This window comes from Streptomyces sp. NEAU-174 (genome assembly GCF_052665095.1).
Genome location: NZ_JBQTCE010000032.1, coordinates 41270 through 64729 on the forward strand (window position 1 = coordinate 41270; position 23460 = coordinate 64729).

12 protein-coding genes are annotated in these 23460 nt (G+C 70.0%); 8 read left to right on the plus strand and 4 right to left on the minus strand.

All coding sequences use genetic code 11. From position 1 onward, the window contains the following. Nucleotides 1-19: 19 nt before the first annotated feature. The 3 genes from ACT2CW_RS48070 to eccCa form a co-directional block, all read right to left on the minus strand. Nucleotides 20-2332, minus strand: coding sequence for a hypothetical protein (locus tag ACT2CW_RS48070; RefSeq protein ID WP_445521159.1), 2313 nt, complete (start codon nt 2330-2332; stop codon nt 20-22). 59 nt (nt 2333-2391) lie between these two features. Continuing rightward, complete coding sequence (locus ACT2CW_RS48075) at nt 2392-2820, minus strand: hypothetical protein (protein ID WP_445521160.1); 429 nt, start codon at nt 2818-2820, stop codon at nt 2392-2394. 93 nt (nt 2821-2913) lie between these two features. Further along, nucleotides 2914-7092, minus strand: a complete 4179-nt coding sequence (gene eccCa / locus ACT2CW_RS48080) for a type VII secretion protein EccCa (RefSeq protein WP_445521161.1) — start codon at nt 7090-7092, stop codon at nt 2914-2916. A 584-nt stretch (nt 7093-7676) separates the two neighbouring features. Here eccCa and ACT2CW_RS48085 point away from each other — a divergent pair. Beyond that, a complete protein-coding gene (locus tag ACT2CW_RS48085) occupies nt 7677-9254 on the plus strand; it encodes an outer membrane protein assembly factor BamB family protein (protein WP_445521162.1) in 1578 nt (525 codons plus the stop codon). A gap of 89 nt (nt 9255-9343) precedes the next feature. Here the strand turns inward: ACT2CW_RS48085 and ACT2CW_RS48090 are convergent, their stop codons facing one another. Further along, the gene (locus ACT2CW_RS48090) at nt 9344-9574 is read right to left on the minus strand and encodes a DUF397 domain-containing protein (protein ID WP_069873995.1); all 231 of its coding nucleotides are present in this window, start codon (nt 9572-9574) and stop codon (nt 9344-9346) included. Between the two features lie 409 nt (nt 9575-9983). Here ACT2CW_RS48090 and ACT2CW_RS48095 point away from each other — a divergent pair, with 409 nt between their 5' ends. From ACT2CW_RS48095 to ACT2CW_RS48125, 7 genes are all read left to right on the plus strand, one after another. Further along, entirely contained in the window at nt 9984-12368 is a 2385-nt protein-coding gene (locus ACT2CW_RS48095) for an outer membrane protein assembly factor BamB family protein (protein WP_445521163.1), read from the plus strand. Nucleotides 12369-12377: 9 nt separating this feature from the next. Then, the gene (locus ACT2CW_RS48100) at nt 12378-14570 is read left to right on the plus strand and encodes an outer membrane protein assembly factor BamB family protein (RefSeq protein WP_445521164.1); all 2193 of its coding nucleotides are present in this window, start codon (nt 12378-12380) and stop codon (nt 14568-14570) included. A gap of 5 nt (nt 14571-14575) precedes the next feature. Then, nucleotides 14576-16756, plus strand: coding sequence for a protein kinase domain-containing protein (locus ACT2CW_RS48105; protein ID WP_445521165.1), 2181 nt, complete (start codon nt 14576-14578; stop codon nt 16754-16756). Between the two features lie 53 nt (nt 16757-16809). After that, the gene (locus tag ACT2CW_RS48110) at nt 16810-18867 is read left to right on the plus strand and encodes a serine/threonine-protein kinase (RefSeq protein ID WP_445521166.1); all 2058 of its coding nucleotides are present in this window, start codon (nt 16810-16812) and stop codon (nt 18865-18867) included. Between the two features lie 228 nt (nt 18868-19095). Continuing rightward, on the plus strand, nt 19096-19383 hold the full coding sequence (rpsO, locus tag ACT2CW_RS48115) for a 30S ribosomal protein S15 (RefSeq protein WP_020868053.1): 288 nt from the start codon (nt 19096-19098) through the stop codon (nt 19381-19383). Between the two features lie 404 nt (nt 19384-19787). Further along, nucleotides 19788-22037 (plus strand): polyribonucleotide nucleotidyltransferase, encoded by a 2250-nt coding sequence (locus ACT2CW_RS48120; RefSeq protein ID WP_445521167.1) that lies wholly within the window; start codon nt 19788-19790, stop codon nt 22035-22037. Beyond that, nucleotides 22034-23413, plus strand: coding sequence for a M16 family metallopeptidase (locus ACT2CW_RS48125; protein WP_445521168.1), 1380 nt, complete (start codon nt 22034-22036; stop codon nt 23411-23413). Before ACT2CW_RS48120 ends, ACT2CW_RS48125 begins: the two co-directional genes overlap by 4 nt. Nucleotides 23414-23460 lie beyond the last annotated feature (47 nt).

Consider the following 23460-nt stretch of genomic DNA (forward strand, 5'->3'; position numbering starts at 1 on the left):
ATGCCCCTTTGGTATTCTACTAACGTCCGCTGTCGGTGAGCTGACTGTTGCCCACGCCGCGGTCGTAACCGTTCTTTATGGCCTCGTCAGCTCTGGCGTACCATGGCGAGTTGTCGGTTTCTGGATTGACTGCGACATATGAATCAAACGCCACCGCTGATCGGCGTTTACTCTTCTCGATGAACTCCTTCTTGAGGTCGCTCGCATCTCTGTCGATCTTGGTGTCAATTTCTTCTTGGCGGCGCTCCATTTCTCTATCGATTTGGATGCCCGTATGCGTTTCCATCGCTCCGGCCGCGCCATCGATGAATGGTGTGACGAATGGTGCGTACCTTGCAGTTTCAAGGGGCATGGTGATGAGACTTGTGGCGCTGCCGATTCCTTGGCTTACGCCGTACTTCTTCCATTCGGCTGCCTCGGACAGCTTTCTGGCCTGCTCGGCCTTGGTGTCTTCGGCGTTTGACGTGATGGCGTCGGCTCGCGCTTCATCGAGGATTCCCTGAGTCTCGGCGCCGGTTCCAAAGATGGCGATAAGAGAATCATCTGCCTGAGGATGGGCCTTAACGGCGCTGGTTGTGAACTCTTGTTGCGCGACTGAGAGGATCTTATAGCTGTCATCGTCTCGGCCAACTGCTGAAAGGAAATCGTTGGCTCGCTGATGTGTAACGAAGATGTCGCCTTCACCGATTGTGCCGAAGGCGGCGTCCCGAATCCCGTCACCGGAACTCTTGTCACCGTAGTTCGCGGTTGCCCAGTCCAGGTTGTCGATATAGCCCGCGCCCATTCTGGCCAGACTGTCGCTGAGTCCTGGTTTGTCTTCGGCCAGCCCCGAATTTTCGGCGATCATGGCGACTGCCTGGGTCATCACGTTGGCGCTTTCCTGGGTTCTGTGCAGTCCTAGCTCAGGCTGGTCGTACGGGTGGCCCAGGGCAGCCGCCTCCAGAGCATGACCTAGTTCGTCGTAGCCGTAACCCCGGTCGTTGGCGACTAGAGGGTTTCCATTAGGCCAATTCCGGTCCTGCAGGAGATACTTGAGATCTGGATCAGGACCAATTTCAAGATGGCTGTCGAAGCCTTCCCTATAGAAGAGCGCCTGTGCCGCCTCCGGATTGCGTCCGAGTGCCTCCATGTACCCCGCCATGGGGTCCATACCCTGGTCGCTTCCCTTGCCGAAACTGAGGTACGGCGTATATCCGTTGGGGCTCCACAGACCCTTGAGGTCGTCCTTGTGCTTGCGGTCGAACTCGATCAAGCCTCCGGTGCGGCCGTCCTTGTCGTGGCTGTTCGGATCCTTGTAGCCCTTGCCGTAGTCGTACAGGAAATCCTTGTCATACTCCCCGTACCGCAGCAGGCTGCTCATGGCCTGGAAGCCGTAAGGGCCCTTACTAATCGGGCCGCCGGAATGGGTGTCGTCCAACCGTTGGGGGCCGAGATTGATGACGTCCCGCTTCCATTGCTCGATGGCCTTGCTGTCAGAGTGGGAAGCTGTGGCCAGGGTGAACCCCAGGGACTTCTGTAGCTTTTCTAGTGTCTTCGTCCGCTCGCCGCCCGTCTGGGTCGTGTCGGCGGCGTGTTCCCAGAACTGCAGTGTGCCCTTCGCGCCGAGTTGGACGGCAAACTTCTCCGAGAAGAGCGGGTCTCCCTCGTGTTTCGAGAGGATCGAGTTGACCTTCTGGAGGTCGGCCGTGGAGAGTTCGCCCTTCAACTTTGCCAGTTCGGTGACCGTCTTGAGGTCCTTGTAAGCCTGTTCGCGTCCCTTTTCTGCACCCTTGATGCTGTTAAAGCCGTCGCCCGTGAACCCTTTGCCTCGGCCGTTGAAGTCTTGAGTGAGGGCCCAATGCAGGATCTCGTCTGCCGCGGTGGCGTCCGAGAGCACTTGCAGGATTCGGTCGTTGTAGCTGGACACCGTTTCGGAGTATCGCTTGGCTTGCAAGGTTTCGGCCTGCTCTGAAATGTCGTCAAGATTCGTTGGTTTGTACGACACATGGCCCTGCTCGTCGATGACCAGGTTCTTGTCCGCTTCGATATCGTCCTTGTAGCCCTTGAGCTTCTTCTTGGCATCCTTGAACTTGGTGTGGGCGTCGCTGAGAAGGCCGTGCATGTCCTTGGCCTCGAGGGCAGCCTGCTCCATCTGCTTCGCGACTGCCTTGATCTTGTCGGCGGCCGCCTCAGCTGCCTTGCCCTCCCAGTCCGAGTTGGTGATGGGGGACGTGACCCGCTTGGTGAAATTTGTGCTGACCTGCGTGAAGTGGTCTGGCAGGTTGCGCCACTTGTCGACGGCGTCGGAGAGCGGTTGCAGGTTCACCTTGAGGAGATCGTGGTAGGAGACCATCGTCCTTATCGCACTCCATGGCTATTCTGGTGGATGGGATGTGTCGCCTCAGATTCCTGCTACCTGGCCACGCGTTTGTTCCCATCGACGTCCCTGAACTTATCGGCGGTGCCCTTGTTGCCGATCTGGAATTCCGCGGCGGCGTTCCGCAGGGCGCCCGCGACGCCGTGTTCGAGTAGCCCATGTACGTAGCGCATCTGGTCCCGCCACCGCTCCTCGAACGTGTCGAAAGCAACGGCGCAGTCGAACCCTTTGAGGCTGTCCTTGACCTGGCCGGTCTCTTTCATGGCCTGGTTGTCAGCTTCCGTGAAGTTCCGGCGCGTGTCGTCGGTCTTGTCGGCCATTTCGCGGAGAATCTTCGGCGTGACCTTGAGCTTCTCCTTCGGCGCCGCGGCGCCGCCGTCATGGAATGCGTTGATCTGCATGCGGGTCGCCTGGCGCTCCGCCGCTTGTGTGCGGAAACTTGCCCATTGCTCGTCGAACGACACGATCCCCCCTGACACCACGTCAACCTCGTTTATGAAAGGTCAATACTTGTGAAACATATCGCGTCGTGGAGCGGGGCGCACGGCCGCGACGGGTTATTCGCTGCATAACTCACCTGGCAGCCAGCCCAGTTGCACCAGCCGGGCACCGCCCTTGCGGGTGATCAGGGTGCCGCGCCCCTGAGGGAGGCGGCGAGGGCGGGTTTTGCCGAGGAGGTCTCCTTCGGCTGGGTCGCCGGAGAGGATGACGCCCTGGGCGCCGAGTTCCTTGACGCGCTGCATGAAGGGCTCGTACGAGGAGCGTGAGGCGCCGGCCGTGTTGCGAGCGATGATCAGGCGGACACCGACGTCGCGGGCGTACGGCAGCCCCTTTGTCAGGAAGTCGAGAGGGTTGCCGGCGCTCGTGGCGACCAGCTCGTAGTCGTCGATGATGACGAAGAACTGCGGGCCGCTCCACCAACTGCGCTCGCGAAGTTGCCGCGGGGTGACCTCCGGGCCGGGGGCTCGGTGTTCCATGAGGGTGCTCAGGGCGTCCATGTGCATTTCGAGCGCTGGGGCGGCAGGGGCGTACTCCAGGAGATGGGAGTCCGGTACCGCTTCCAGAAGCGTACGGCGGTAGTCGCCGACGATGATCCGCGCCTCGTCGGGGGTGTAACGCTGGCTGATCTGCTCGGCAAGCAGGCGTAGCAGAGAGGTTTTGCCCGATTCGCTCTCGCCGAAGACCACGAAGAACGGATCGGAATCGAAGTCGATGAAGACCGGCTCCATGCGGTCCTCGTCGATGCCGATCGGCAGACCGAGGTGCGGGTTCTCGAAGCTCTTGGGGAGGCGGTCGGAGGGGAGTTCGCGGGGGAGGACGCGGACCTCGGGGGCCCGGGGGCCGGTCCAGTGGGCGGTGACGGCGCGAACCAGGGCCGCTGTCGATTCAGCGGGTCCGGGCGGCGTCGGTCCAGCCGCCGTTGGTCCGGCCGCCGTTGGTCCGGCCGACGTCGGTCCCGTCGGCGTCGGTCCGGTCGACGCCGGCCCTCCCGGCGTCCGTACCGACGGCGACGGCGACGACGACGCGGTCGTGCCGGTCGTGGCCGGCTCTGTCACTGACGAGTCGGCTGTCCGTCCGTCCGCCTCCGCCCGCAGGGCGCTTCCGATCCGCGGTTGCGCGGCCAGGAAGTGCAGCCGCTCGGGGATCTGGCCGCGACCCGGCGCGCCGACCGGGACGTTGGCCGCCACCTTACGGTCGAAGTCCGAGTCCAGCGGATCGCCGAGACGCAGCTCCAGACGGTTCATGAACTGATCCTTCAGCGCGGCCCGCACCTCCATGTACCGAGTGGCCGACAAGACCACATGGACGCCGTAACCCAGTCCTCGCGTCGCGAGGTCCATGACGACGCCCTCGAACTGCTCGTACTCCTGCTTGAAGGTGCCCCAGCCGTCAATGACCAAGAAGACGTCCCCCCAGACCTCGTCAGGGAGCTCACCGGCTGCCCGCCGCTTGCGGTAGCCGGCGATGGAGTCGATGCCGTGCGTGCGGAAGAACTCTTCGCGGTGGCTCAGCACTCCGGTGGCCTCGGCGACCGTACGGCGCACCCGGTCCGGATCGAGACGTGACGCCACTCCGCCGACATGCGGCAGCTCCGAGATCCCGCTCAGGCCTCCGCCGCCGAAGTCCAGGCAGTAGAACTGCACCTCGTGCGGGGTGTGGGTCAGCGCGAAGGACGCGATGAGCGTACGCAGCAGGGTGGATTTCCCGGACTGCGGGCCGCCCACCACCAGCAGATGGCCCGCGGCGTCCGAGAAGTCGCGGTAGAGGATTTCGCGCCGCTGTTCGAAGGGCTTGTCGACCAGCCCGACCGGGACCACCAGCCCGCCCGACCCCGCGTAGTCCGGCGAATGCAGACCACGCGCCGGCGAGACGGCCAGCGAGGGCAGCAGTTCGTCGAGAGCGGGGGAGGTGTCCAGGGGCGGGGGCCATACCTCGTGCGCGGCCGGCCCCTGATCCTCCAGACGCCGGACGACGACGTCCAGGACCGTGTCCGGCAGCGCGTCGCTCGGGTGAGCCGTCGTGGCTGCGGGTGCGGGCGCGGCATAGGAGACCGGCACCGGGGCGGCCGTGAAGAGGGTCGGCCGGCGGTCCATTCGCCGCGAGCCGCCCGCCCCGTCGTTCGCCGGCGCCTCGGCGGTGCGGTACGGGCCCGAGACGTAGGCGGCCTTGAAACGCACCATCTCGTCCGTACCGAACTTCAGATAGCCGGAACCGGGCAGCGACGGCAAATGGTGAGCGTCCGGCACGCCCAGCACGGCACGTGACTCCGCGGCGGAGAAGGTACGCAGGCCGAGCCGGTACGACAGGTAGGTGTCCAGACCGCGCAGCCGCCCCTCCTCCAGCCGCTGGGTGGCCAGCAGCAGATGGACGCCCAGCGACCGGCCGATGCGGCCGATCTGAATGAACATTTCGATGAAGTCCGGTTTGGCGCTGAGCAGTTCACTGAACTCATCGATGATCAGCACGAGCGATGGGACCGGCTCCAGGGGCGCACCCGCGACCCGCGCCTGTTCGTAGTCGTGGACATTGGCGTAGTTGCCCGCGGCACGCAGCAGCTCCTGACGGCGCTGCAATTCGCCCCGGATCGAGGCCTCCATACGGTCCACGAGCGTCAGGTCGTCCGCGAGGTTGGTGATGACCGCCGAGACATGCGGCAGGTCGGCCATGCCGGTGAAAGTCGCACCGCCCTTGAAGTCCGCCAGGACGAAGTTGAGATGCGCGGAGGAGTGGGTGACGGCGAGCGCCAGGACCAGTGTGCGCAGCAGCTCGGACTTTCCGGAGCCGGTCGCGCCCACGCACAGACCGTGTGGGCCCATACCGCCCTGCGCCGCCTCCTTCAGGTCCAGCATCACCGGTTCACCGTCCTCGCCGACCCCGATGGGCACCCGCAGGCGTTCGCTCGCCGTCCGGGGCCGCCAGGTCCGGGCCACGTCCACGGAGGACGCGTCGCCGAGGTCCAGTAGATCGGTGAAGTCGAGCTCGTCCAGGAGCGGCTCGTCGTTGCCCCCGGCGCCGACGCGCAGTGGTGCGAGCTGGCGGGCCAGGGCCTCGGCCGCCTCCAGGGGGAGTACGTCCGGCTCGCCTTCGTAGACCAGTCCCGCGGCGGACTCCAGGAACAGCTTTCCGGGGCGTACGTCGAGCGACAGGCTGCCGCGCGGCTCGTCCAGTTCCCCCGACACCACTTCGGCGACGGTGACGCCCTGGACGCCATCCGCGCTCGCCAGCAGGGAGTCCGGCGGGACGGTGCCGCCGTCCAGCACGATGAGCAGGTGAGGCGCGTCCAGGACGGGCGATCCGTCCGGGGCGAATCGGGGGCGCTCGGAGAGCGGGCTGCCCTGGCCGTCCGAACCGTGCGCCGCCAGAAGCTCCTCCAGTTCGAGCGCGTCCCGGCAGAACAGCCGCCGGGTGCCCGCCCCGTCCAGCGTCCCCGGGATCTGGGAGTGCGGCAGCCACTTGGTCCATTCCCAGCGTGCGACCGCTTCCCGCCCGTCGGCCAGGACCGCCACCGCCAGGTCCTCCGGCGAGTGAAGGGTGACCAGCTGGCACACCAGCGCGCGTGCGGTGCCCTGTGCCGTGGCCGGGTCGCCGGACACCGTGAAGTGGTAGAAGCGGCGCAACGACACCGCGACCGGTAGCCCGTCCACCGCGCCGTACAGCATCAGGAACCGCTGCATCGCGCCCGCTGTGAGCGGCTCCAGCTCCTCGATCAGCGCCGTGGTCGGGGCCACCAGAGGTGTCGACAGCTGCTGGGGACCGACCCCGATACGGACCTGTCCGAAGTCCTCGTCGCCCACCCTGCGTTCCCACACCCGGCTGCCCTCCGCGGCCACCGCCCAGAGCTGGTCGGGCGCGGGGTGCAGATAGAGCAGCACCTCGAGTTGTGCGCGGGCCGTACGGCGGACACCGCGGCGCATCTGCGCGAGGTACCTCAGGTAGTCGCGGCGTACGCCCGCCGCCCGGCCCTCCGTCCCGCGCCGGAAACGCACGATCTGGGCGGCGACGGTCGCGAGGGTGGATGCCAGCATCAGCCAGCCCATGACGCGCATGAACGGACCGGCGCCCGAGTTGAAGAAGTAGACCATCGATCCGCTCATGCCGAGCAGGGGCACCAACTGCGTCAGCAGTCCTTGCTGCTCGCCGCGCGGCAGTTCGGGGGGAGAGCTGAGCTCGACTTCGTCCGTGGGCACGGTCGGCGGCAGCGCCCGTGGCGGACGCTTGACGAGAATCTGGCTCACCGGGTGGTCAATCCCCCTTCTGTGGTCTCCCGTGCAAGGAGCGAGATCCGTGATGGCGTCGCACCGGCGCTCCGGCGACGCGATTCCCCGAGCCCGGTGAGCCTATCGACACGGGGTGTCACCATGTGGTGGCACCCCGGCGTGTCGTGCGTATGAACAGGAAATCTCCACGGCTTGGAGAGGGAGAAGACCGTCGTGCGCCGTGCACGGTGGCTCCTGCGCCGTCCATCCATGAAACTTGGAGGGCCGAGAACTGAGCGTCCGGTGATACAAAGATTTCCCGTTCCCGGAATGTCATCGCAGAGCGGGATCTTCCAGTGGACTCGCCGAAGAGGTAAGCGCTGATGTCGCAGCCGCCCCAGCCCCCCGACCAGCCACCGTCCGGCGGCTTCGGCGCGCCACAGGATCCCCGTCAGGGCGGCGAGCCGTCCGAGGACGGCTCCGGTACATCACCGCGGCGCCCGGTCCCGCCTCGTCCGCCCGCGCCGCCGGCCGTCCCTCCGGCGCCTCCGGCGGGTCCACCGACGGGCCGTACTCCGCCGCAGATATGGGACACGGGCGCGTTGCCATCGGGCCCTCCGGCAGTGCCCGGAGTCCCGGCCCCTCCCCGGGCCGACTCCGCCAACCCGTACGCACAGAACCCGTACACCTCCGCGCAGGGTGGGCCCGGGTACGGCGGTATGTACACCCCACCGCCCGGTCAGCCCTACGGAACGCTTCCCTCCGGGGGCGGAGGCAGCGGCCGGAACACCAGACGCAAGGCCGTCGTCATCGGCGCGGCCGTGGCGGTGCTGCTCGCGGCGGGCGGCGGGGTGTACGCGGCGGTGAGCGGTGGTGACGACGACAAGAAGCCCACCGCTGCCTCGACGACCACCCCCGCTGGTCAGGACCGGCACGACCCCACCCCCGCGCCGACCGGAAAGGGTGAGAGCACCGGCGGCCGTGACCGTGGCGAAAGCGAGAGCGACCCCAACGACGTGCGCCGGGCGGGCGAGGCGAAGGTCCTCTACCAAACGCCCGCGCCCGAGGTATCCAAGAAGGGCCTCGATGTGCCCGGTTTCTGGGCGATGAAGGGATATGTGGTCAAGGCGGTCGAAGACAAGATCGTCGCGTACAAGGACGACGGCACGAAGAAGTGGACGCTCTCCCTGCCCAAGGCCGTCTGTGCCGCGCCCAACTCCACGACCGACGGCGAGGTCGTGGTCGCCTACGAGGGGCACGGAAAGGACTCGTGCAGCCAACTCGCCCTGATCGACCTGGACAAGGGGGTCAAGGTCTGGGACCACGACGCGCCCGAGGAAGGATCCTTCGGCGGCGGCCACACCAACATGGGCATGGCCCAGAGCGGCGATCTCGTCGGCATGTCCTGGTTCGGCGGTTCGGCCGTCATCAAGGTCCGCGACGGTAAGGAGGTCGCTCTCGAAAAGCCGAGCCCGGGTTGCTCCGTCGACGGTTACGCGGGAGGGAAAGCGCTGCTGCGCGCCTACTCCTGCACCAATGGCACCGCCAAGCTGCAAAAGGTGGCGTCGAACGGCACGATCACATGGACCTATGTCGTCCGTAAGGGCTACAAGGTCGACAAGATCTTCTCCACCAGCCCCGTTGTGATCGCTCTGAGCGACCAGGACCGCAAGGCCGGCGGCATCCTGGCCATATCGGACAGGGGCAAGGAGCGGTCGACCCTGGCCGTGGGGAAGCAGTCCTATCAGCCGCTGTGCGGAACGGATCTCTTCGGCACCAATTTGGGCAGCTGTCAGGGCGTCGCCGCCTCCATGGACACCTTCTACCTGCCGACGGAGATGACCCAGGACAGCGCCGGGGGCTCGACGAGCGAGATCCACGCCTTCGACCTGGACAGCGGGAAGAGGAAGTGGGCGGCCAAGGTGGCCGGTCGGATGCTGCTTCCCTTGAGGATGGACGGCAAGAATCTGGTCGCCTATGAGGAGCCCTCATACGACGAGGCCGGTCTGGTCGTCAGGATCGGCCCGGACGGCGACAAGCCGAAAACCGTGCTGAAGTTGCCCCAGGCCACCCGCGAGGCGGAGAACGGCTTCTACTCCGCCACTCACGACTACCGGAACGGCATTTTCTACATCGCCTCGAACCGCATAACGGGGACCGAGGGCACCAGCGAGAAGCTCATCATGGCCTTCGGCTCCTGAGGGTGAGCCGAGCGCCGACCACCGCCGGAAAGGGCGGCCGCCGACCGGCGACCACCCTCTCGTTCAGGCACATCGGCCCCTCATGCTCCTCAGCTCAAGTCGAATTCGCCGTCCCGCGCGCCCAGCACAAAGGCGCGCCACTCGGCCTCCGTGTAGCGCAGCACGGTCTCGGGGTCAGTGGAATTCCGCATGGCCACTGCCCCGTTCGGCAGGTAGGCGATCTCCACCCGGTCTTCGGAGGTGCTGCCAGGTGCGCTGAGCCACTCGACACCGGAAATGTCGAGGGCGTACAGCTCTTCCTTCTCTTTGGCGTCGGCCACTGGTGGAGAACCCCTTCGGATACCGCGGATGACATCCCGCCCGGCCTCTGGGCGGAAGGCGAGGAGCGGGCCACTGCGCCCGGCCTCCCGCCACGTCTCACAGTGTTGTCCACAGCGCGTGACGCGGCAATCGAACATGGCGACAAGGGCCCCGGTAGGGTGGCGCCGCGCGCGTAACGCGGACGGGGCGAGGGATGGATCGAAGGCGGGGGGCCTTCCACATGAGTGCGGACTACAGCACGCGGAGAAGCGGAGCCATGACCGAGTCGGTACGCCGTCCCGGCCGCCCGGATCGTCCCCGCGGTCGCAGGGGGCGTTTGTGGAGCCGCTGAGTCAGGGCGATCCGCGGCGGCTCGGGCCGTATCACGTCATTGCGCGACTGGGGCCAGACGCGGATGAAGTCCCCGCTGTGGAGCGCCACTTCATCGCGCGCAGCGCGGCGGGGGACCGTACGGTCGTCGTCACCGCACCGTCGCACGAGCTCGTGGACGACGTCGCGTACCGGGAGCGCTTCCGGGCGGAGGCGGAGAACGCGCGGCTTCTGGGCGGCGGGCGGCCTCCGCTGTGGCTCGCTCCCGTTGTCGAGGTTTCAGGCGGGGGCACCGGGCAGCCCTGGAGCGCCACGCCGTTCCTGCCGATGCTGTCGCTGCCCGCCGTGCTGGAGGCGAACGGGGGTCCGCTTCCCGTGCGCACCGTAAGGGCGTTGGGAGCGGCGCTGGCCGAGACGCTCGCGGAGGTGCACACCGCGGGCTTCGCCCACGCGGGTGTCGCACCGGGCACGGTCTTCCTGGCGGGGGACGGGCCGCGGCTGGTGGGCTACGGCGCGGTGCGGGCCGCCGCTGCGGACGGTGAGGCGCGGGCGGGGCTCCCGGGGCTGGCGGACGACGCCCTGCCGCCGGAGCAGGCCGCGGGCGGGCGGCCGCGGCCGCTGGGTGATGTCTTCGCGCTGGGCGCGGTGCTGGCGTACGCGGCGGCCGGGCGACGGCGGCCGGACGCCGAGGATCTGCCGGAGGAGTTGCGGGGCGCCGTGGCCCGGTGCCTGGCCCGGGATCCGGCCGACCGGCCGACGGCGCGGGCGCTGCTGGACGAGCTGATGCGCGGCGTACGCGTCCCCCTTCCGCCAAATGCGGTGAGGGCGCCCGCGGGTGCCCCGCCGACGGTTGTCGACGCGGGATCCGCGGGCCCGAACGGTGGCGCGGCGTGGGGAGCGGGACCGGGGCCGGGATCGACCGCCCTGGACGGCTCCGGTGGCATCAGCCGGGCCGCGGGAGCGTTGGGGCCGGGATGGCTGCCGGGGCGGGTGATCGCCGCGCTGTCCGAGCTGTCCTCGGCGGTGCTGGCGGCGGAGATCGAGCCGGCCGAGGTGCCGTCCCCGGCGCCGGCGGATGTGCCGGTGGGGACGGGCGCCGCCGCGCACCGGGCGTGGCCGGAGCGCGGCGCCGCGCCTTCGGCTGCCCCCGGGCCAGGGCCGGTGCATGAGGCCGGGGCCGCGGCCAGGACCGGAGGCGCCTCGTCCGGGAAGGCCTTCGCCCCTTCCCTCAGCCCTTCCCGGCGCCGCCTCCTGCTGGGCGTCGCCGGCGGTACGGCCGGAGTCGCCGTAGGCGGCGGGGCCACGTGGCTGGCGACGGCCCCGGACGCGCCCGCACCGCTCACGCAAGCCCAGCGCCTCGCCGCCCACCGCCCCAGCCGCCGGCTTCCGGGCGCGCCGCCCACCCCCCTGTGGCGCTACGACGTCAAAGGGGTGGCGTCGATGTACGCCCCGCTCATCTGGCGCGACGCGGTCGCCGTCCTCACGGGGAAGCGGGCGGTCGTCGGGATCGACCTCCGTACGGGCAAGCGGCTGTGGACGCGCGATGGACTGCGCCCGGCGGGGCAGCCCTGGGTGGCCGATGGGGACGCGCTGGTCGTCCCCGGGGACGGGCTGGTGGCGCTGGAGCCGCGGACCGGTCGGGTCCGCTGGCGTTCGAGCGACTTCCGGCAGGGTGCGCGGAGCTCCTTCACGGGGCTGCTCGCGGTGGACGGGGGCACGGTCTGGTTCACGGCGACCGTAAGGGGCGAGCGCGGAACCGGAGACCGTGTCGTGGTCGCCTATGACGTCCATGAACGCGCGGAGTTGTGGCGCGGACCCCTCGCGGCGGGTTTGAACGAGGGACATCTGCTGAAGGACGCGCTCGTGGTGATGGCCGGCGGTGACCGGGAGGGGGCGGGCACCAAGAAGGCCGTCGCGCTCAGCCGCGACCGCGGGAAGGAGCTGTGGCAGCGGGTCTATCCGGGCCTGACCACGAAGGGGCTCGTCACCACCGACGCCCGTCGCACCCTCATCGCGGCCCTCGGAACCACCCTGCGGGGCTTCGACGCGGACAGGGACAAGGCCGCCCTGTGGTCGGTCGGTTCCAAGGGGAAGGGGCCCAAGGGCCGTCCCGCCGACTTCGGGCTTCCCCTCGTCCATGGGAAGACCGCGTATGTCGCCGACGGTGGTTTCGCTCTCCACGCGATCGAGGCGGCCACCGGTGAGATCCGGTGGCAGCGCGTCTATGGCTTTGTGTTGAAGGCGCTCGTGGCGCCGCGCACGCCCGACGCCCTGGTCAGCCCGGCTGGGCGCAGGGTGCTGATGGCCGGTGACGCCGAGGTGGACGCGTTCGACGCCGAGGACGGCTCCCTGCTGTGGCGGTTCACCGACGCCGGTGCCGATCCGGGCCCGCGCTCCCCATCGTCCCGCCGTAAGGTCGCGCTGACGGATAGCAGGGTCGTCGTCGCCGGGAGCGGAAGCGTCTACGCGCTGCCGCTCGATTAGGAAGGACGCATGGAACCGCCGATTCTGGACCGTCGGACGGGACGGACCGATCACGACACTCCACGGCGCACCGACCACGACGGGGGACAGCGGATCGGCCCGTATCGAATCCTCGCCACCCTGGATGTGCCCGGGCACGCCGATGACGCACGCCGCTGCCTGGCCCGCGACGGGCGAACGGGCCGTACCGTCGTCCTGACGCTGCCGCCGGCGGAGTCGGCCGATGACGCCGGATACCGGGTGCGGTTCCGGGCCGAGGCCGAGAACTCCCGTCGGCTGCGTGGCGCTTGGGCGGCTCCGGTCGTCGACGTCGCCCCGCCCGACGCGCAGCTTCCCTGGGTCGCCCACGACTGCTTCCCCGCCGTGACGCTGCCCGCGGCGCTGGCCGCGCACGGCGGGCCGCTCCCCGAGGACACCGTGCGCGCACTGGGCGCGGCCCTCGCGGAAACCCTCGCGGTCGCGCACGCCAACGGCCTCGTCCACGCCGGGATTTCGCCACAGGCCGTGCTCCTGACGCGGGACGGCCCCCGGCTGACCGGTTACGGGCTCGTCCGGGCCGCCACCGGCACCCGCCCTGCCGCACCCCACGGAGGCCGCTCCGCGACCTCACACCCCAGCCACCCGGCCACAGCCCACGGCAGCCCGGCCGCGCTGCCCCCCGAACAGCGGGCCGGTGAACCGCCGCGCCCTTACGGTGACGTCTACGCACTGGGTGCCGTGCTGGCCTACGCCGCGACCGGCCGTAGGGACGCCGGGTCCGCCGCCCTGCCTCCGGCGCTGCGCGGGCCCGTCGCCGCCTGCCTCTCCCCGGACCCGGCACACCGCCCCCAACCCGCCACGCTCGCACGGGAGTTCCGCTCCACTCCGGCACCCGTCTCCCCGGGACGCGTGCCCGACGCCGTCGAGGCGGCCCTCGCCGAGCAGGCCGCACACCACCCCGCCGACGTCCCGCCACCGGACCTCCCAGGGCCCGCCGGCCACCCGCCTGCCGCGGGCCGACGGCCGTCCCGGCGCTCCGTGGCCGTCACCGCCCTCACCGGCGCCGCGGGACTGGCCCTGGGGATCGGTGGAACGGCCCTGTGGCGGGCCGCGACGGACGATCCGCCCGCTCCGCCCGAGCCCCTCGCCCTGCGCGGGGTCGCCCCCGCTCCGCTGTGGCGCCGTCGCATCGAGACCGAGATCGACGGCCCGCCACTGCTCTGGAGAGACAGCCACCTGCTTCTGCCGGGTGCGGGCGAGGTGACGGCGGTGAGGGTCCGCGACGGAAAGAAGATGTGGACCCGTGACAACGTCTGGGGTGTCGGCGACCTCAGCTCGCTCGGCGGTGACCTTGTGCTGAAGCCGGGAATCAGGGAGCTCATCGCCCTGTCGGCGCGCACCGGGCGGGTCAGATGGGTGGAGCGGGCCTACGACGGCGAGAAGCGCCAGCGCTTCCGCTATCCGCTGGCGGCCGACGGAAGGACCCTCTGGTTCCTGGCCCAGGACGAGGAGAAGACCGCCACCGTCGTCGCCTATGACCTCAAGACCCGCAAGGAGCGGTGGCGCACCCCGGTCCCCGGCGGATTCGGTGGCTCCGAGGAACACTCCGCGGTGCTCCGCGAGGACTCCCTCCTGCTGTCGAACCGCAGCGAGTCCGCGCCCAACACCCCTTGGACCTATCTGGCCCTCGGCCGGCGCGACGGTGCCAAGCTGTGGACGCGGACCTACAAAGGCGTCCTCACCGTCGCGGACGATCCGACGGAGATCGTCTCCGGGGACCTCCTGATCACCTTCGCCTCGGACGTCATTTCCGCCCACGAGATATCCACGGGCCGCAGGCGATGGCGCTTCAGCTGCGAGGACTTCATGTACACCGATGGCGCGCTGCACGGCCGGACGCTCTACGTGACCGACGGCGGCGCCGTCACCTACGCCATCGACGTGACCCACGGCAGGCTTCTCTGGCGCCGCCGGGCGGCCGTCGACGCGGCCTCCCCCATGTCGGAGAGCGAAACAGCGCTGAGCCACTCCGGCCGGACCGTCTTCCAGGTCAACGCCTCGGAGGTGGAGGCGCTGGACGCGGCGGACGGCTCACTGCGCTGGCGCTTCGCCCCCGCGGCCGAGGGGGCGTCGGCCGGGGCCCTCAGCGGTTCCGTCCTCACCGCGCCCGGTGTGGCCCTCGTCAGGAACGACCAAGCTTTCTACGCACTGCCGGTGGACTGATGACGATGGCCCATCCCCTCACCCATGACGACCCCCAGCGCCTCGGCCCGTACACCCTCGTCGCCCGGCTGGGCAGCGGCGGCATGGGCACGGTGTACCTGGGACGCTCATCCGGCGGCCGTACGGTCGCGCTGAAGACCATGCACGCGCGGTTGGCGGCAGAGGCGGAGTTCCGCACCCGCTTCCGGCTGGAGACCGATGCCGCGCGGGTCATCGGTGGACGGCACGGAGCGCAGGTCATCGACGCGGACCCGCTCGCCCCGACCCCCTGGCTCGCCACCGAATACGTCCTCGGCCCGCCACTGGACGACGCGGTCGCGCTCTGTGGCGCCCTGTCCGAGCGAGCCGTACGGGCGCTGGGAGCCGCCCTGTGCGACGCGCTCGCCCAGCTGCACCGGTCCGATGTGGTCCACCGCGACCTCAAGCCCTCCAACATCCTGCTGACCGCACTCGGCCCCAAGGTCATCGACTTCGGCATCGCCCGCGCGGTGGGCGACGACCGGCTGACCCGTACGGGCGCTGCGGCCGGAACGCCCGCCTATATGTCGCCGGAACAGGTCTCCGGTGGTGAACACACCGCCGCGGGCGATGTGTTCGCCCTCGCCGGAGTGCTCGTCTTCGCGGCCACCGGCCGCCCGCCCTTCGGCGGCGGACAGCCCGCCGATCTGCTCTACCGGGTGCGGTACACCGACCCCGACCTGTCCGGGCTGCCCGGGGGATTGCGCACCGTACTGGAACCGTGCTTCGCCAAGGATCCCCGGCGGCGGCCCGGCACGGCCGAGCTCGGGTCGCTGCTGCACGTCGGGGGAGGCCACTTCGCCGATCATCTGCCGGACCCCGTCCTGGCGGAGATAGCCCGGCTGGGGACGGCCGTATGGGAGATCCAACCGTCCAGGACGCCCGCGCCGGTGGACGAGGAGACCACGGCCGGTGCGGACAGGCCGCGCGGGACTTCCGGGATCTCCCGCCGTAAGGCCGTCACGATCGGAGGTGGCGGAGCCGTCGCGGCCGTCGCGGCTGCCGCCACGTGGGCCTGGCTCCGCCCCGACGACGATGCGAGCGGTACCGCGGCCCCGGCGCCCGCGTCCCCTGCACGTCCGCCCGGCACCCCGCCGCGCATGTCCTGGAAGTTCACCCCGCCCTCCACCACCTCCATGGCCGAATGCGCGGTCCTCGTCGCCGGGGACCACACCGCGATCATCGCCGACACCGGGCTGTACTGGATCGACCCCGGGACCGGAGCCAGGCGCGGCGCCAACGACCTCGTGACGAAGGCACAGCACGCCGTCTCCGACGGCCGGCGGCTGCTCGCCTGTGACTCCAGCGCGGATCATGTACGGATCGCCCCGGTCGATCCTGGGACCGGCAACTTCCGGACCCCGCTCGCCACGGTCAAGGACCTGGAGGTCGACGACGTACGGCTGCTCGCCGCCACATCGGACGCGGTCTTCCTGGAAGGGACGAGCCGTAAGGGCCTCGTGCGTGTGGCGATCGACGCACGCACGGGGGAGGAGCGGTGGCGCCGGGCCAGCGACACCCCCGAGTTCCAGGACCCCCTCGCGACCCCCGCGGGCTCCTCGCTCGTGCTCTCCTTCCGCGAGCGGGTCACCGTGATCGGCGCCGCCGACGGCAGGCGCCGCTGGTCGAAGATGCTGGCCAAGGAGAGCTACCGCATCCTCCCGGGAACGCAGCGCCACACCTTCTCGGGCGGACTCCTCTTCACCGGCGGGAAGGATCTCTTCGCCGTGCGGCTCTCCGACGGCGAGGTCGTCTGGCGGTTCGGAGAGGGCCGTAAGGCCGGCGACAAGGACGAGCCGGACTCCGCGCGATACGGACCGCCCCTGCTCAAGGACGGCGTGGTCTACAGCCTGGAGACGGGCACCGGCCTGGTCGCCGTGGACGCCAGGAGCGGAAAACTGCTGTGGGAGCAGACGAAGGGCACGGGTCCCGCGCTCAACTTCCAGCCTCCGCCCGCCCTCGGCACGAGGTACCTCTACGCCTTCCCCGACGTCGGCACCGACCAATGGGCGGCGGCGATCGACCTCCGCGGCCACAAGGCGGCCTGGACGTTCCAGGGCCCCGGCACCGCCATGGGCTCGCTCAACCCCACCATGACGGTCCATCGGAGTGCCGGCCGGCTGATCATCGCGGGCGGCTCCACCGTATGCGCCATCCCCCTCGAATGACCGGGCCCCGGACTCGTCCCGTCGCGCCGTCCCACCCCTAGGAGCCTCCGTCCATGAACCCTCTCGGCACCGGCGATCCGCTGCGCCTCGGCCCGTACCGCCTCACCGGCGTGCTCGGTGCGGGCGGCATGGGCCAGGTCTACCTGGGGCGGGATTCCGGGGGCCGGATCGCGGCGATCAAGGTGCTGCGGCCCGAAGTGGCCCACGACCCCCATATGGCCCAGCGTTTCGTGCGCGAGGCGCACGCGGCCCAGGCGGTGCGGGGCGACGGGGTGGCCCGGGTGCTCGCGGCGCAGACCGAGGGCGGGCGGCCGTGGATCGCCACGGAGTTCCTCGCCGGGCCCACGCTCGACCAGGCCGTGGAGCGGTACGGGGCCCTGGAGGAGGCCGCCGTAAGGGCGTTGGGAGCCGCGCTCGTCCGTACGCTCCACGACATCCACGGAGCCGGGCTGGTCCACCGCGACCTCAAACCGTCCAACATCGTGCTCACCTCCCGCGGCCCCCGGATCATCGACTTCGGGATCGCCCGGCCCGAGCACGGGCTGACGCTGACCACCACGGGACAGACCGTCGCCACCCCCGGCTACGCCCCGCCCGAGCAGGTCCTGGGGCAGCGGACCGGCCCCGCGGGCGATGTGTTCTCCCTCGGAGTGGTCCTCGCCTACGCGGCGGGCGGACGGCCGGTCTACGAGGGCGGCCATGTGGCCGCCGTGCAGTACCAGGTGGTGCACGGTGAGCCGGAGTTGGGCGCGGTGCCCGGGGCGCTGCGGCCCCTGGTCGAGCCCTGTCTGGCCAAGGACCCCGGGGCCCGGCCCGGTCTCGAATGGATCGGCCGGGCGCTGGCACCGCCCCGGGGCGCGGACCGGATCTGGAGGAGCGGACCGCTCGCGCAGGACATCGCGCGGCGCGAGGCGGACGCCCGGCGCATGGCCGCCCTGCCCGGCGACCGGACGGGCCCCTCCCGGCGGCGGCTCATCGGGACGCTCGCCGCGGGCGGCGCCGTGCTCGCGGCGGGTGGCGGAGGGGTCGCGTGGTGGCTGCTGCGCGGCGACGAGGCGGAGGCCGGCGGGCGGCCCTGGGAGGCCGAGCCGCTGACCCACTACGACGAGGGGACTGCCCCGTCGCCCCTGTGGGGCCCCGTGAGCCTCGGATCCATCGGCGTCGCCGATGCGCGGACGCCCGCCCCGCTTCCTGTTCATGACGTCGTCGTGGCCCCGGCCGAGGGCGGCCGCCTACGGGCCTACGCCGTCCGCACCGGCCGGGCCCGCTGGACCTCCGGGGCAGCCGGACTGACCGGGCGCCTCCTCGCCGTATCCGATGACACCATCCTTACGGTCGACGGCAAGGGCGCGCTGCACGCGTTGGACGCCCGGAACGGCGAGGAGCGGTGGAAGGCGCCGACCGCGGACGCGGCGACGCTGCTCGCGGTGGACGACAAGGCCGTCTACGTCGCCACCCGTGGTGGTGAATTGCGGGCCGTCGCGCTGACGTCGCACACGCACCTGTGGTCGGTGCCCTCGCCGGTGAAGACCTCCGAGAAGAGCCCGGCGGCGGCCGCGGCGGCCGCCGGCCATCTGGTGGTCTGCGGTGGAGACGGCCAGGTCGTGGCGGTCGACGCCGCCCGTGGGAAGACCGTCTGGGGACCCGCACGGTACGGGACCACGGCCCTCGCCCCCGCTGTCGCGGACGGCACCGTCTACCTGGGCGGCCGCTCCCTTACCGCGCTCACGCTGTCCACGGGCGAGAAGAAGTGGGCGCGGCCCAGTAGTGGCGGGCATGGCTGGAGCGCAGCCGTCGTCGCGAAGGACGTCGTCTACGCCGTGGACGCCACCGATCTCTCGGCCCGCCGTACGGACGACGGAACGGACGCCTGGACGCTCACGTTCGCTTCCGAAGACAGCTCGCGGGACGCCCCGGTGATCGCGGGGAACAGTGTCTGGGCGGGCGCCGGGGAGGCCGGCTCACGAGGCGTCGCGGCGGTGGACATCCGTGGCGGAAGCCTCGCCTGGCCCTACACCCAGGGCACCGAGGGCCGCTGGGCGCTGGCCGCGGCCGACAATCGCGTCTTCATGCTGCACAACGGCACCCTCACCGCCATGCCCGTCCTCTGACCCCGGACCCCGTCCTCCAACCCTGGACACCCCGCCGCGGCCCACCCCCACACGCCCCCCCACCAAGACGCTGGTACCCTGTGTCCTGGCCGTTTGCGTACGCGTCCCCGGAGGCCCTCAGTCTCGGGAGACAGCGCCCAGCGGACCCCGCCTCCCGAGTCACGGAAGATCCCCTGAGACAACGACCAGGGGCACTCGGCGGCTGATGACGAAAGCAAGGAGTACCGAGTGTCGCTCGACGCCGCTACCAAGAAGCAGATCATGACCGAGTTCGCCACCAAGGAGGGCGACACCGGCTCTCCCGAGGTCCAGGTCGCGCTGCTCACGCGCCGCATCTCCGACCTGACCGAGCACCTCAAGACCCACAAGCACGACCACCACTCCCGCCGGGGTCTGCTGCTCCTGGTCGGCCAGCGCCGCCGGCTGCTCCAGTACCTGGCGAAGAAGGACATCACGCGCTTCCGTGCGCTGGTCGAGCGCCTGGGCATCCGCCGCGGTGCGGCGGGCGCCAAGTAAGACGGCAAGGAGGGAGCGGTTCCCGCGACGGGGGCCGCTCCCTTTGCCATACGCGGCGCCGTACGGTTTCAGCCAAAGGTGAGCCAATGGCGGCCCGTACGGTCTTCGCGCCGGTGCGTAGCGCCATCGCTACGTACCGTAGGGGCTGGACAGCACAGCCGTCGTGATGACGGCCGAAGCTTTGTAGTCTGGTCCCAACAACGCCATAACGAACGAGGAGGAGCGCCTCATTCCCGCCGCACCGGCGCCACAGGAGCCGGTCCTCGGTAGTGGCTCCCGGAACTGGCAATTCCGGTGGCTTCGATCGAAGACCGGCCCGGCTGCCGGCCAGTAAGGCCCGGGGCGCTGCTCCACCACCGTCCACCGTCACACGGACGAGGGACGCAGAAGAGGAGATTTCCCTGGTGGAGAACGAGACCCACTACGCTGAAGCGGTCATCGACAACGGCACCTTCGGCACCCGCACCATCCGTTTCGAGACGGGCCGTCTGGCCCGTCAGGCCGCCGGTTCGGCCGTGGCCTACCTGGACGACGACACCATGGTGCTGTCGGCCACCACCGTTTCCAAGAACCCCAAGGACCAGCTCGACTTCTTCCCGCTCACGGTCGATGTCGAGGAGCGGATGTACGCGGCGGGGCGCATCCCCGGCTCGTTCTTCCGCCGTGAGGGCCGCCCCTCCGAGGACGCGATCCTCACCTGCCGTCTGATCGACCGCCCGCTGCGCCCGTCCTTCAAGAAGGGCCTGCGCAACGAGATCCAGGTCGTCGAGACGATCATGGCGCTCAACCCCGACCACCTCTACGACGTGGTCGCGATCAACGCCGCCTCCTGCTCCACACAGCTCGCCGGGCTGCCCTTCTCCGGGCCCATCGGTGGCACCCGCGTCGCCCTGATCAAGGGCCAGTGGGTGGCCTTCCCGACCCACTCCGAGCTGGAGGAGGCCGTCTTCGACATGGTCGTCGCCGGCCGGGTGCTCGAGGACGGCGATGTCGCGATCATGATGGTCGAGGCCGAGGCCACCGACAAGACCATCCAGCTGGTCAAGGACGGCGCCGAGGCTCCCACCGAGGAGGTCGTCGCCGCCGGCCTGGAGGCGTCGAAGCCCTTCATCAAGGTCCTGTGCAAGGCGCAGGCCGACCTCGCCGCCAAGGCCGCCAAGCCGACCGCCGAGTTCCCGATCTTCCTCGACTACCAGGACGACGTCCTGGAGGCGCTCACCGCCGCCGTCCGCGACGAGCTGGCCCAGGCGCTGACCATCGCGGGCAAGCAGGAGCGCGAGGCCGAGCTGGACCGCGTCAAGGGCGTGGCCGCCGAGAAGCTGCTGCCGCAGTTCGAGGGGCGCGAGAAGGAGATCTCCGCGGCGTACCGCGCGCTGACCAAGTCCGTGGTCCGCGAGCGCGTCATCAAGGAGAAGAAGCGCATCGACGGCCGCGGCGTCACGGACATCCGTACGCTCGCCGCCGAGGTCGAGGCGATTCCGCGGGTCCACGGCTCGGCGCTGTTCGAGCGCGGCGAGACCCAGATCCTGGGCGTCACCACGCTGAACATGCTCCGCATGGAGCAGCAGCTGGACACGCTCGCGCCCGAGACCCGCAAGCGCTACATGCACAACTACAACTTCCCGCCGTACTCCACCGGTGAGACCGGCCGCGTCGGCTCCCCCAAGCGCCGCGAGATCGGCCACGGCGCCCTGGCCGAGCGGGCGCTGCTGCCGGTGCTGCCGACGCGCGAGGAGTTCCCGTACGCCATCCGCCAGGTCTCCGAGGCGCTCGGCTCCAACGGCTCGACCTCCATGGGGTCGGTCTGCGCCTCCACGATGTCGCTGCTCAACGCCGGTGTGCCGCTGAAGGCCCCGGTCGCGGGCATCGCCATGGGCCTGATCTCCCAGGAGATCGACGGCGAGACCCACTACGTCACCCTCACCGACATCCTCGGTGCGGAGGACGCGTTCGGCGACATGGACTTCAAGGTCGCCGGCACCAAGCAGTTCGTCACCGCGCTCCAGCTGGACACCAAGCTGGACGGCATTCCGGCGTCCGTGCTGGCCGCGGCCCTCAAGCAGGCCCGTGACGCCCGGCTGCACATCCTCGATGTGATGAACGAGGCCATCGACGTCCCGGACGAGATGTCCCCCAACGCGCCGCGGATCATCACCGTGAAGATCCCGGTCGACAAGATCGGTGAGGTCATCGGCCCCAAGGGCAAGATGATCAACCAGATCCAGGAGGACACCGGCGCCGACATCACCATCGAGGACGACGGCACCATCTACATCGGTGCCGCCGACGGCCCGGCCGCCGAGGCCGCCCGCGCGACCATCAACGGCATCGCCAACCCGACCATGCCGGAGGTCGGCGAGCGCTACCTGGGCACGGTCGTGAAGACCACCACCTTCGGTGCGTTCGTCTCCCTGCTCCCGGGCAAGGACGGCCTGCTGCACATCTCGCAGATCCGCAAGCTCGCCGGTGGCAAGCGCGTGGAGAACGTCGAGGACGTGCTGAAGGTCGGCGCCAAGGTCCAGGTCGAGATCGCCGAGATCGACCAGCGCGGCAAGCTCTCCCTCATCCCGGTCATCGAGGACGAGGAGGGCGCGGACGCGGACGAGTCCCAGGCCGAGGCCAAGCCCCAGACGAAGGACGAAGCCGCCAAGTGACGTCCCGCGACGACGGCACGACGGCCCGCACCTCCTCGGAGGCGCGGGCCGTCGCCCGTACCCAAACGCTTCTCGAGGGCGAGAACGGCATCGGCACGGTCCGCAGGACGACCCTCCCCGGGGGCCTGCGCGTCGTCACCGAGACCCTCCCCTCCGTGCGCTCGGCCACCTTCGGCATCTGGGCGCACGTCGGCTCGCGCGACGAGACCCGTACGCTCGGCGGAGCCACCCACTATCTGGAGCATCTGCTCTTCAAGGGCACCCGGCGGCGCTCCGCGCTGGACATCTCCGCGGCCATCGACGCGGTCGGCGGCGAGATGAACGCGTTCACCGCCAAGGAGTACACCTGCTACTACGCGCGGGTGCTCGACACTGATCTGCCGCTGGCCATCGACGTCGTCTGCGACATGCTCACCGGCTCGGTGATCGACGCGGCGGACGTGGACGCGGAGCGCGGTGTCGTCCTCGAAGAGATCGCGATGACCGAGGACGATCCGGGCGACTGCGTGCACGACCTGTTCGCCCACACCATGCTCGGCGACACCCCGCTCGGCCGCCCGGTCCTGGGCACCGTCGACACCGTCAACGCCCTGGGCCGCGACCAGATCGCCCGCTTCTACCGGAAGCACTACGACCCCACGCACCTGGTCGTCGCCGCCGCGGGCAATGTGGACCACGACGACGTCGTACGCCAGGTGCACGCCGCGTTCGACAGGGCGGGCGCTCTGTCCCACACCGACGCGGCCCCGGTCGCCCCGCGCGCCGGCACCCGTGCGATCCGTACGGCGGGCAAGGTCGGGCTGCTGAACCGCAAGACCGAGCAGGCCCATGTCGTCCTCGGCATGCCCGGCATCCCGCGCACCGACGACCGCCGCTGGGCGCTCGGGGTGCTCAACACGGCGCTCGGCGGCGGGATGAGCTCCCGGCTCTTCCAGGAGGTCCGGGAGAAGCGCGGGCTCGCCTACAGCGTCTACTCCTACACCTCCAGCTTCGCCGACTGCGGGCTCTTCGGCGTCTACGCCGGCTGCCGCCCGAACCAGGTGCACGACGTCCTCAAGATCTGCCGCGACGAGCTCGTCCAGGTCGCGGAGAACGGTCTGAGCGACGAGGAGCTGCGGCGCGCCGTCGGCCAGCTCTCCGGCTCCACCGTGCTGGGCCTGGAGGACACCGGCGCGCTGATGAACCGGATCGGCAAGAGCGAGCTGTGCTGGGGCGAGCAGATGTCGGTGGACGACATGCTCGAGCGGATCGCGGAGGTCACCCCGGACGAGGTGCGCGAGGTGGCGCGCGATGTACTGGGACGGCGTCCTTCGCTGTCCGTCATCGGCCCGCTGAAGGACAAGCAGGCGGCGCGTCTCGACGAGGCGGTCGCCTGAGCCGTTGGTGCCTCAGTCCCAGCCTCCCGGATCGAAGGAAACAGGAT